At 53.1% G+C, this 12,403-nt stretch carries 8 protein-coding genes; 1 reads left to right on the plus strand and 7 read right to left on the minus strand.

The genetic code is table 11. The annotated features are described in order from the left end of the window. On the minus strand, positions 1–1,484 hold a 1,484-nt coding region (locus AC221Y_RS12860), incomplete at its 3' end, for an Ig-like domain-containing protein (RefSeq protein WP_486707456.1). A 194-nt stretch (positions 1,485–1,678) separates the two neighbouring features. Between AC221Y_RS12860 and AC221Y_RS12865 the strand changes: the two genes are divergently transcribed. Beyond that, entirely contained in the window at positions 1,679–3,910 is a 2,232-nt protein-coding gene (locus AC221Y_RS12865; RefSeq protein WP_486707457.1) for a CHASE2 domain-containing protein, read from the plus strand. A gap of 1 nt (position 3,911) precedes the next feature. Here AC221Y_RS12865 and AC221Y_RS12870 read toward each other — a convergent pair whose 3' ends face one another. From AC221Y_RS12870 to AC221Y_RS12895, 6 genes are all read right to left on the minus strand, one after another. Further along, positions 3,912–5,234, minus strand: coding sequence for an HlyD family type I secretion periplasmic adaptor subunit (locus tag AC221Y_RS12870; RefSeq protein ID WP_486707458.1), 1,323 nt, complete (start codon positions 5,232–5,234; stop codon positions 3,912–3,914). A 2-nt stretch (positions 5,235–5,236) separates the two neighbouring features. After that, entirely contained in the window at positions 5,237–7,423 is a 2,187-nt protein-coding gene (locus tag AC221Y_RS12875) for a type I secretion system permease/ATPase (RefSeq protein WP_486707459.1), read from the minus strand. Further along, positions 7,420–8,778 (minus strand): TolC family protein, encoded by a 1,359-nt coding sequence (locus AC221Y_RS12880; RefSeq protein ID WP_486707462.1) that lies wholly within the window; start codon positions 8,776–8,778, stop codon positions 7,420–7,422. The genes AC221Y_RS12875 and AC221Y_RS12880 overlap by 4 nt, the downstream gene beginning before the upstream one ends. A 163-nt stretch (positions 8,779–8,941) precedes the next feature. Beyond that, positions 8,942–9,322, minus strand: coding sequence for a DUF3307 domain-containing protein (locus AC221Y_RS12885; RefSeq protein WP_085828618.1), 381 nt, complete (start codon positions 9,320–9,322; stop codon positions 8,942–8,944). Then, positions 9,319–11,502, minus strand: a complete 2,184-nt coding sequence (locus AC221Y_RS12890) for a cyclic nucleotide-binding domain-containing protein (protein WP_486707460.1) — start codon at positions 11,500–11,502, stop codon at positions 9,319–9,321. The genes AC221Y_RS12885 and AC221Y_RS12890 overlap by 4 nt, the downstream gene beginning before the upstream one ends. Then, on the minus strand, positions 11,499–12,203 hold the full coding sequence (locus tag AC221Y_RS12895; RefSeq protein WP_486707461.1) for a cyclic nucleotide-binding domain-containing protein: 705 nt from the start codon (positions 12,201–12,203) through the stop codon (positions 11,499–11,501). Before AC221Y_RS12895 ends, AC221Y_RS12890 begins: the two co-directional genes overlap by 4 nt. Positions 12,204–12,403 lie beyond the last annotated feature (200 nt).

A 12,403-nucleotide genomic window follows, 5' to 3' on the forward strand; every position in this document is an offset into this window, starting at 1 on the left:
CCCAGAACCGCGATCTGCACGCTGGTGTCCTCGGCCGTGACGGCGCTGTCGTCCTGCGCCACCGGCGCGTCGTTCACCGGGGTCACGTTGACCGTCACCGTGGCCGTGTCGCTGCCGCCCTGACCGTCCGAGACCGTGTAAGTGAAACGGTCAACACCAGAGAAATTTTGATCTGGTGTATAAGTGATCGTCCCGTCACCATTTAACGTGGTGGTCCCATTCGAACCATCCGTCGCCGAAACCAATGTAAGTGAATCACCGGTGTCATTTGCCAGAACAGAAACGACTATCGTGGCGTCCTCGCCATTGGTCACACTGTCGTCTTGGACCACTCGCACGACCGGCTCTTCGTCAGTCTGAAATCTGGTTTCTTTTTCCAACCCGTCAGATGTATTGTTGTTATTTCCGCCACTAGGTTCATCGTTTAAATCGTTTCTGCCTTTATCTCCCGGCGCACCATCATTCTGAGGGTTCGCCTCGTTCTCGCCGACGGGATTCTGGGTACCTCTCTGCCGACTGCTTGTTCCGAGTTCGACGAATGTCTCGCCATTCTCAACACGACCATAGGCAAGAGCATAAGCGTTGGCTGCATCAGCCAGAATATCGGCGTCATCGGCAAAATCACCAGCCGTTCGGTCAACAGCTTGCGTTTCGCCATCCACAGGCGAAATTATCCATTTCTTGTCGCTGCTGGTTATCGTCGCGATCAGATTACCCTCGAGATCCAGCAACTCGATTTCGCCGTACCCGCCGTCCGGATCCTGATTGAGCGATACGGAAACCGTGGTCACGCCCGCATTTGTTGCCATATCAACTTTGACTGTGGTTCCCCGAATGCCCATGGTGGCGGTAGGCGTATTAACGTCCATGTCACCGGTTTTAGCCACTTCGCCAGCAATGAACACGAAGCCGCCCTCAATGAGATCGAAAACAGCCTTATTCTGGTCTCCACCCACTTCGTAAACCAATTCATCGAGCACCATCCGAGAATCTGAAGCGAGCGAAAAGATAGTACCGTCAGCAAAAGTCACCGACACCTTGCTGTCACTTTGCGTAAAAACGACGTCGTTTTCATAAACCTGACTGCCGACATCAAGCTCTACACGCGTACCGTCAGTGCGTTGTGCGTAAGCAATACCTTCCACGGATTCGACCTGACCGATTGGATCGGCCAACTGGGTCTCGCCCACTTGCGCGTATTGGCCCGGCGCTTCGGGGCCAGCCAGGCGTTCAACAAGGTCTCCGCGCAGAATTGCGCCATCGGGAGATAGCAAATCAGCGGGTTCCCCTTGGCGGAAATAATCGGTTATCCGGACATCGGGCGCGCCATCACTCTGCACAATCAAATCGGATCCGAACCTGACAAATTCACCTGAAAACAGCTGACCGGCATCGGGCATAGTGACCTGAGACACCCCGGTCGCATCAAGGTAGATGACATCTCCGTCGATCACGGATAGCTCTGAAAAATCAATGTCACGCATGGTTTCGCCCCAAAATAAACATAAAATTATTGAAGCAGCATACACACCTAGACGATTCGGAGCAAAATTTTAGCGGCGAACGTCGAATTTCGCCCTTCCCGTCTATAGTGGACACAAAAAGTTGACTGTTGACGGCGTGCATTTTGCCGTCTTTGGTGAAGCAATTCGGTTCTTGCGGCGGGAAATTTTTACAGTTGCGCTACGCAGATCTCCTCACGGGCTTGTTTCAAAGCATTGGCTTGGGTCGCCTCTTGGGCGCGCTTCTTGTGTTTTGCCTGCTTGCAATTCGCATTGCGGACCCCAGCATCGTATCGGAAATGCGCTTCACGGCCTTTGATTTCTACCAGCGTATCAAGCCGCGTGAACCACAAAGGTTGCCGGTAGCGATTGTGGATATTGACGACGCCAGCCTTGAGGAATTGGGGCAATGGCCCTGGCCACGCACGCGCATGGGCGACTTGGTAACAGGCATATCGCGCAACGGCGCTGTGGCTCTTGGATTTGACATCGTATTTTCCGAACCCGATCGGTTGTCGCCGGAAAAGATTGCCGAGGACAATCCATCTTTTACGCCTGAAGTGCTCGAAGAACTCAGGCGCATGCCCCGGAATGACGACGTTTTTGCAAAGGCGATCGCCAGCTCACGGGTGATACTTGGGCAATCCAGTGTACGGACGAATGACGCAAACAGAGACACCAAGGTCAAAATGCGCGCCGTAGCGCACGCTGTGATAGGCGGAGACCCTCATCAGTTTTTAAATAGCTTTCCGGATATCTTGCAGAATCTGCCTGTACTGGAGGACGCGGCGACCGGGCGGGGAATGTTTTCGGTGCGACCAGATGAAGATGGAATTTACCGCCGTGTGCCTCTCGTAATGCGGGTTCAGGATCAGATACGTCTTGGGCTTGCGCCGGAACTGCTGAGGGTGGCAACGGGGGGCGACGCCTTTGCGGTTCGCGTGAATGAAGCCGGGATCGAAGGCGTCGTACTGGCACGACAGTTTATCGAAACAGCCTCTGACGGCTCGGTATGGCCATATTACAGCCCCTCATCGCGGGCGCGCTATGTTTCCGCCGCAGACATTCTGGCAGATCGCCTGCCTGCTCAGCGATTGGCCGGGCATCTGGTTTTGATCGGAACCTCGGCGATCGGGTTAGAGGATTTTCGCCCGACACCTCTGGGAAAACCGATGCCTGGAGTTGAGATTCACGCCCAACTGCTGGAAAATATCCTGTCCAAAACGCTTCTTAAGCGTCCCAATTATGCTGTTGCGGTTGAACTTGTCGCAGCGCTGATTTTGTCTTTCTTCGTGGTACTGATCGCTCCACGCAGTGGTGCGGCTCTGATGATTGCCTTGACCATTTCTCTGGCGGTGGGATGGGCTGGCAGTTCTTACTATCTGTTCAGTACAAACCAGATTCTCATTGATCCCGTATGGCCTGCCTTTTGCATCATTTCATCAGTTATGCTGATGTCCAGTCTGAACTATCTGCGCGAGGAACGCCTGCGGCAACATATCCGATCCGCATTCGGTCAATATGTCTCTCCGGATCTGGTCGCGAGCCTTGCGGAAAATCGCGACCAGCTCTCGCTCGGCGGCGACCGGCGCGAGTTGACTATTCTGTTCAGTGATGTCCGAGGATTCACCACTCTTTCCGAGAAATATCGAGAGGATCCCGGCGGGCTGACAAAGCTGATGAACCAATTCCTTACCGTGCTGTCGAAACCCATTCTGGATCAACGCGGAACGATTGACAAATTCATGGGAGACGCCGTGATGGCGTTCTGGAATGCGCCCCTTGAAACCGCCGACCACGAACATGCCTCTTGCCGCGCCGCTCTCACGATGCAAAAAGACATCGAGGAATTCAATCGCATCCGACTGCAAAATGCCGAAGATGAAGACGTCTTGCCAATCGATGTCGGCATCGGGATCAACAGCGGGACCTGCATCGTTGGCAACATGGGCAGCGATACACGCTTCGACTATACAGCCCTTGGCGACGCGGTGAACCTTGCATCACGCCTGGAGGGGCAATCAAAAGCCTACGGGATCAAAATCGTTCTGGGCGAAAGCACCGCGCGGGCTGTCGAACGCGAGTTTGCAGTCATTGAACTGGACTTGATCCGCGTTAAAGGAAAGACGCGGCCCGAGCGCATATTCGGCCTTTTGGGCGGGGTTGAAATGCGTGAAGACAGTGCCTTTGCCGCTTTGAGCGAGACAAATTCAGCAATGCGCTCCGCCTATAATCAAAAAGATTGGATGGGCGCGCAATCGGCTTTGGATCGCCTCATGGGTGACGCGAAAGCATTACACATAGACATTGCCGACTATGCGGCCCTTTATGTTCGGAGAATTCAAGCCTTCTCGGAGAATGCGCCGGGCGACGAGTGGGATGGAGTTTACGTTGCCGAGACGAAATAAATCACCTCTCGCGCAATGCTTCGGCCTTCGCACGAGAGAAGGGTCGCATCAGGTATTTCAGAACCGTTTTCCGACCTGTTTGAATGTCGACCTGAGCGATCATGCCCGGGCTGATCGGTAGGGCTTCGCCTCTTTCGGCTAGGTTGCTTTCCTCGGTACGTACCATGACCCGGAAAAACTTTTCTCCTTCGCTATCCTCAATCGTATCTACGCCAATACGTTCCACCCGGCCATCCAAATCGCCGTAGGTGGTATAATCATATGCTGTAATCTTGACCGATGCAGGATCGCCCGGGCGAACAAAAGCCACATCTTTGGGCCGGATACGTGCCTCGACCAGCAATCGGTCATCAATGGGCACGATCTCGACCAACCGGGCTCCAGACTGCACAACAGCACCAATCGTTGTAATGTGTACTGTTTTGACTGCGCCACGCACCGGTGCGCGCAGGCTGGTTCTTGTGACTCGGTCAGTTGCGGCACGCAACGCTTCTTTAAGCACCGACAAGTCGGCTTGGACCAGCGTCATACGCTCACGCGCCGCCAACACATAAGAGGATTGCGCGGCGGCGATCTGATTTTCAGCTTCGCGGATTGCGGCCCGTGTTTTAGGCAGGCGTGCGTTGCTGATCGCAAGCTCGCCCTCGAGCTCGGCCAGACGTCCCTCCAGCCGTAAAAATTCGATCTCGGGCACCGCCCCGCTTTCGACAAGCCCCTCGGTCAGTTCGAGTTCTCTCAGCAATGGCGCAACCTGCTTTTGCAGCTTTTCCCGAAGCGCTTCGAGTTCTTCCAACTCGCCTTTTCTTTGCGCAAGTTGATCTCTGAGAACAAGGACTTCAGTCTCGAACTGCGTTCTTCGGGACAGATACACCTCCCGTTGCGCCGCAACAGCATCAGGCGCTCGGGACTGAAGCTCGTTGGTAAAAACCAAATTTCCAGAGTTCGTGGCTTCGGCCTCGATGCGGACAAACTCGGCAAGAAGTGCCGCCTCACGTTTGCGCAGTTCGCCCTCTTGGGAACCGGCCGCAGTGTCATCAATTCGGATCAGTTCATCACCGGCGTTCACAATGTCGCCTTCTTCAACATTAATCTTTGAAACAATACCGCTCTCAAGGCTTTGGATAACCTGTATCTGGCTGGACGGCACAACTTGTCCCAGTCCGCGTGTGACTTCTTCGATTTCATAATTCGCGGCCCAAAATATAAAACCAGCTAGTCCGGCGATCAGAACTGCAAGAAGTAACTTGATCGATCCGCCCGTTTCCCTCGGGGGACGACTATTAGCGTTGTTGACGAATTCTTCTTCAACCCGGGCTCCGAACATAGTTAATGTTCCCCCGCCTGCTTCTTGATGCCCACGGCATTTAGCTTGGACATCACGTCGTCTCGCGGTCCATCAAGAACCTTTCGTCCGGAATCCATCACAATCATTCTATGAGCCAAATTCGCAAGTGCGGGGCGGTGCGTACACAGGATCAGCGATGTTTCATTATCCGGTAGCTCGCGCAATCTCTGGGCAACCAAGGTTTCCATGTCGCGATCCATTGCGTTGGTCGGTTCATCGAGAAAAACAATTTTGGGCCGGCGCAACAAGAGCCTGGCAAGCGCCAGGCCCTGACGCTGTCCGCCGGAAAGGTGGGAGCCCCTTTCACCGATAAACTGGTCAAGACCCTTGGGAAGCGTCGAGATGAACTCGTCCGCACCAGCCAAGTGCAGCGCCCTGTCAATCTCGTCGGGCGGTGCAGACCTGCATCCGATCAGCAGGTTTTCGCGAAGCGTTCCCGTGAACAACTCGGTATCCTGCGGCAGATATCCGACCCCCGACCGCAGCTCGGACGGATCATATTGACCTAAACTGTGGCCGTCGATGAGGATGGTTCCGCGTTGGGGCACCAGCAGTCCGCTGAGAAGCTTACCCAGTGTGCTTTTGCCCGATCCGACCCGCCCCAGCAGGGCGATGGTTTCGCCGGGTTTGATCGTTAAGGAAAAATCCCTCACCGCGGGCACTTCTTTGTTCGGATAGGTATAGGTGACATCGCTCAGTTGAACCGCACCCTTGCTTACTCTGAAATTGCTATGAATTTTCTGATCCCGCTCAGGCTGGAGCGCCATGAACGCGCTAAGAGATTTCAATGCACTCCATGCGAACTGCGCCCGGAATATCGTTTGTGCTATGTTGCCGAGCGGAGCAAGCGCCCTGCTGGCCAGTATATTGGCGGCGATCAGAGCCCCAACCGTAATGCTGCCTTCCGCAATCAGAAACACCCCCCAAACAACGATGCCCACACTTACAAACTGCTGTATGGCCATCGTGCCATTGGCCGTGAAGTTGGACCAGAACCGGCCGCGCCCGCCTATTCGTGCCGCGATCGCACTTGAGCGGTTCCATTCCCGCTGCATTTCCGGCTCTGCGTTGAGAGACTTTACGGTATCCAAACCGGAGAGCGTTTCGATCAGAACCGCGTTTTTACGCCGGGACAAGGATTGGGTATCACGTGTCGCCCGCCCAAGCGGCACCTGTGCCGCGAGCGCCAGCACGAGCATCACAGGCACCGCAATCATCGGGACATATGCAAGGGGGCCGACAATGAAATACAGGACAACAAAAAACAGACCGATGAAAACAAGATCGATAAGCGACAGCAAGCTCGCAGATCCGAAGAATTCCCGTACTGTTTCAAAATCACGAATGTGGCTCGCGACGCCAATTGACCCGACAGAAAAGTCCTCTGGCCTTAAGGCCATCGCATGTTGGAAAAGTCCTGCCGATATTCTGTTATCGAGTCGTCGTCCGACACGCTCGACAATACCTGCACGGACGGTACGCAACGCCCAATCCAGTATCAATGCAATGCTCACGCCAAGCGCAAGCGTCCAAAGCGTCACGAAGGCCAGATTTGGAACAACCTTGTCATATACATTCATGACGAAAATCGGCAGCGACAGACCAAGTATATTTATACATAACGCCGCGAAAAACACTTGCCCCCATTCGCCCCAATTCTCGCGCATCGGGCGCCAAAACCAATGCCCACGGTCATTGCTTCGATCCGCTGAAAGTCGGCGTTCGGCTCCTTCATCGTCGACGGTCACCAACATGACCTCGTTTGTGATGCGCCGCTTCAGATCCGACAGCTTGATTTCACTCTCCGAGGCCTCATTCCCAGGTTCCAGAATGCGTGCTTTTGTCTGCCCATCCAAAAATTCAACCAGAATGATCGGTTCACCTGAGCGGCTGAACACAACAGCGGGCAGGACTGCGGGATCAATTTCCTTAGGTTTCCGCAGAACCAAACGGGCTTTCAATCCGGCCGCGGCCAACAATCTTACAAGGTTGGATTTGTCCCTGCTTTCAAAATTGGCAGGCAGACGCGCCGTAGCGGCATTATCTGTCCACGGACAACCGTGGAAAGAAGCGAGCCATGCCGCAGTCGCCAAAGCAGGCTCTTTTTCGGATCCTGGCCGAGACCCAGAGGGCGTTTCCAAGCGCTCCGCTGTCACGCTATTTTTCATTCGAGGGCACGGATCTCAGTGTTGAAAATAGCAGCAGGGCGGCCCGCGCGTGCACGCTTCTCGTAATTGGGCATAAGCGGCACATCCGCCGGACGGGCTCCAAAATAGTTGGCCAACTGACTTTGCGTTGCCAATAGCCGGAATTGGCTGAAGGCTAGGCTGGCTTTCGCGCTCACTTCTTCGAACCGTACGTTGAAAAAGGTTCTTTCGGCATCCAGAACATCCAACAGGCTTCGTGTACCGCCATCAAACTGCATCTGATATTGATCCGCCGCCTTGCGCGCAGCCGCCCTCTGATTCCCCAGAAGAACAGTGCGCTCTATCCCGGTGCCATAAGAAATCCAATCTCTGGACGTCAGTTCCTGCACCTCGCGGACAACTTCCGCTCTTTCAGCCAGAGCCTCGCTCGTTCGACGGCTCAGGGCCGAACGGCGAGCCTTTCGGCCTCCGGCATACAAATCCCAATTAAGCTGAAGCCCCACAAAAGCATCAGACTCACTTCCGGACAATCCATCCAGATCTGCGCCGTGGCGGATACCTGCACGCAATTTCAATTCTGGCAGTTCATCTGAGCGGTTTATTCCGGCTTGGTACTTGCTCTGTTGAACGCGGGTATCAGCCAAACGCACCCGGAAATTATTGCTCACGCTTCGAATTAACAGTTCGCGCAGAGTATCCGGAAGCTCTCGAACATTTGGGACAGACATGTTGGCGGTCGGCTTATGGCCTATCACAGTTTCATAACGCACTTTCGCATTTTCGAGCGCTTGGTTGACTTCCAGTCGGCTCAACCGTGCTGCCAGCAACTGTTCATCTATTTCAAACTCGTCGCTTGATGACAGACGGCCGACCTTGACCAACTTCTTGACCGAGCGCGATATTTCAACATGTCGGCGAATGTTTTGATCAGCAACACCAAGCAAGTCAGTGTGGCGAATGACATCAATATATGCCTCGACCGCATTCAGGGCGAGTGTCTCTGATGCATCCAGCAGCTTGAAGATCGATTCATCTACCCTGGCTGAATTCCGATAAACCCGGTTTGCGCGGCGATAACCATCAAAGAGCGTTACTTCTGCGGCCAGTCCTATTTCACGCCCAAAGCGGGTACGACGGTTATCTTGGGGCGACAATCGCGTCGGGTCATCAAAATACTGCGCACCAGCGTCGCCGTAAAGAGAGAGGCGCGGCATGAAATCCTCTTCGAGCTGAAGCAGCTCAAGCGCTGACGCCTTTACATTCTCTTTTCCAGCCTGCGCTTTCGGGTTTGTCGTCACAGCCGCATGCACCGCAGATTGCATGGACTCGGCTCTTGCCGACGGAACATCCAAAACAAATGAAAACAGTGGGCTCACAATCAACGGGAGCAACCTAGATGCACAATGCGTCACCATGCAGAAATCCCTATTCTATATCATCAAAATCAGTAAGCGCGAAATGCGTATATACGCCTAACCTTCTAGTAATTTTTACATAAAATCAACTTTTATCACTCTTGCGTGTTGCATTTGGATCGGGTCATGCAACGCGTGTAATGACCAACAACATACCCACATAGGTAACTTGATGAGCAAACTGGTCCAGACCGGCCAAAATCCAGAAGCCTTTTTCACTAGCTGTAAATCCTAGTTCTTTCAATTTTCGGTCTTTGATCCAGTCCACATGGTAATGAACTATGAATTCGGCGGCAGAGATCAAAACAACCATCGCTATCGAAATCGGTGCAAACAACAGGACGGCAGCCCCCAGAACCGCATGCATACCCGAATGGCATAGGCCACCAGGGTGGCCATAGATACCTTTTGTTTGAATCATCCAAGTCGACTGAAAAACAAAATCTGCAACAAGATGCTTTGTCTGAAACAAAATCAACATGACTAGAAGTAAGTCGTAACTCATAATGATTGATCACCTAAAATTTGGTTCGTGCGTTGCAATTTTTTGGCGAGTGCCGAAGCCATCCCCTTGTGCCAAATCGCAGCCAAGACTGGCTCAGATTCTTGTACACCTCTTATACGGTTTTCGGCAAAACGATACACTACGGTTTGACTATCCGCGACTACGTTCGCCGTTCTGCCCTTGCCTGAATAACTGGCGATTTCTCCGACGATAGCCCCAGATTTTTGTTTGAGCACGCGAATATCCTTTCCATCTTTATCTTTAATGTAAACCGATAAGCTACCCTGATCTATAATGAAAACGTCGCCTGACTTTTCTCCTTCCTTCAATAACAATGTGCCTTCCGGAACCAACTCGCGATCCATTATGGTCAAAAACCGCTCGGCGATGTCTTGACTGCCCGTCATTTCAATCAAAGCAGACTTTGCGGTTTCCTCACTGGCTGCAAGAGGCAAACGGCGCAGCAAATCATCCTCCAGGGTTTCAAGCGCGATATCGCAAGTGTCATACACTTTGAACGTGCGGCTCCCCTCAAGAACCGATCGGCGCTCGATTTCCTGCAAGACATGTGGGTTCAGTTCACAAAGGATCACCTGAGCGGACCTCTCGGATGCCAGCAATTCAAGTTTATGCAAGGCAACAATCGCCGCCCCATCTATTCGGCTGACCCCTCTGAAATCCAGGACAACAGTGTTAACAGGTTGGGTTTGTTTCAAGAGGTTACGAATGTGCGCCGAAAGCTGCATGACCGATCCGAAGAACAGGAACCCCTGCAGGGAAACGACTGCAATTTCATGCCCATGCTGATCCAGAAAATCGGTTTGAAGCGGGCCGCGGTCAACCGTACTGCGGACGCGACCAAGGTTTGCCGAGTTTCGTATCACTGACAAGCGGCCATAGTTCACCGCAAAGATCAAAGACGCCGTTACGATGCCAAGGACAATAGCGGTCGGCATCTTCAGAGTCAGCGCAACCGCGACAATTGCGAAACTTAAAAGCCAATCCGAAAATCGCTGGCGGCGCCACTCGGACAGCAGCCATTTATTGACAATTGAAATCCCCAGAAACATCAGCAGGCCGGCAGAAACAAACCTTGGCACGCTGGTGTAAATCTCATTGGCAAACAACGCGCCACCGCCCATCACAATGCAGGCTGCAAAAGGAGCATACCGGCCTTTCGCCCCGATCATGGATGCTATGGTAGTGTTGCCGGGGCTAACATAGCTGACGCTGCTTCCGAAACAGCCCGTCACCAGGTTGACTGCACCTGCGCGGAATGTTTCCTGACGCGTATCCACATCGCGCCCGACGGCTATTTCCGCACCGGCCACATTCAGCATTGCGCCGAAAATCCCAAGCAGAATTGCCGCAGTGACAATGGGCCAGTTTTCCAGAATGATATCAAATTTAAGTGCGGAAAATGAGGCGGCAAAATCCGGAACGTCCCTTGCTGCACTCAAATTCTCAGGTAAAAGCCCGGCACTTCGCGCCTCAGTGGCGTCAACATCCAAAACAAACAAAACCAGGTAGAAAAGGGCTATGCTCAGGGCCACACAGGATACCGTTCCGAAGTGCTTTGAAAGCCTGGCGGCACACCACAACAACATGGCAAAAAAAATTGTCAGCAAAGGTATAAGTCCGGTCGAGCCCGCATTGGAAAAAATTGTCAGCAGGCTGCAATTCTGACCTTCGCAAACGACATAAAAGGAAGAACGGATAAGAAGTGTGCCAGATGCGGCCAGATAACCGGTTGTGACGGCAAAGGGCATAAGGCGGATCATCCGGCCAAGGTCGAACGCAGAGATCGCAATCATAGCGATTCCGGTCATTATGGCCGTAAGGCCAAGGAGCAACAGAACATTCAGTATCTTTTCGCTGTCGTTCAGGTCCATGGTGTGGATCAGAAAAATCACCGGAATCAGAACCGCGATAGGAACGTTCTGCACATTTGAAAACATCGGCGCAGCGAAAGAGCGGCGCGTGTTGAGAGAAAGCGTTCCCAGAATGGCCGCCACCAGAAAAATGATCATGCCGATCATCGCGCCCGCGATCATCTCTCCGGCAAACACAAGGGCAGCGAGCGCAACGGCGTGTCCCAGGTTGTCAAACCCGATAACAACTCCGATGGCCGCCTGTTTTAGTTGTGGACTGGCAGACTTTGCATCCGTAAATGCGCTCACTTGCGTTGCTCTGATTGCGACAAACGACTATTCGCTTCGATCAGTTTGGTGCGTGTCGCCAAGGCCAAATGCTCTTGCAGGTAAGCGCGAAATTCGCTGTCGGTACTCGCGGTCTTGCGCAACGCTTCGCCGGAAGCAGTGAAAATCAGGGCGGGCTGGTCAATGATGACGGTGGCAGAGGCCGGGCCCGGCTGCATTACATTCATTTCGCCGATGAAACCGCCCCTGATCGACGCGACGCTTTTTCTCTGCGAAATGACGTCCGCCCGGCCACTCAGCAAATAAATGAGATTCTCAACCTCTTCGCCTTCCCGGGTAAGCTCCGTTCCCACGTCCGCGTCGATCCAAATCCCCCGGTTCAGAAACTTGCGGGCAAGTGGTTTGGGCATGTCGTACAGGACATCATTTATAAGCTTGAGTTCGTTTTCGTTGAACCGCGTGGTCCGTTCAATCACATACAGGCGGCAAATCCCAAAGGTGCTGATGACGATCCACATGATCTGAATGATCGCGGCCGACAAATTGAATTTTACGGAAAGGCTGAGCAAAACCAGGCTGGCTGCGAAAAGATTCATGATTGCGTAGGGATAATGCGAGCCCCGGACAAGGCCCATTTGCAAAAGCGCGTATGATGCTAAGTAGAACCCTACACCCAGATATCCGGCCCAATCGTATAATGTGTTTTGAGCAAGTTGGAACAATGGGAATTAGACCTTAAGAAATGTCCCCAAACAGTAAACACGATTTTGTTACCGGCGCAATGATACTGATATGAAAGGCTGTTTTCCGCATTTGCGAACATTGCTGATGTCGGTCATTCAACGGTTAAGCCGCCGGTTCTCGTAACCCAGTCGCAATCTCGGCCCCTCGTCGGTGGTGACACCGGCACCCACCTGGTAGG

Source organism: Boseongicola sp. (assembly GCF_057460485.1).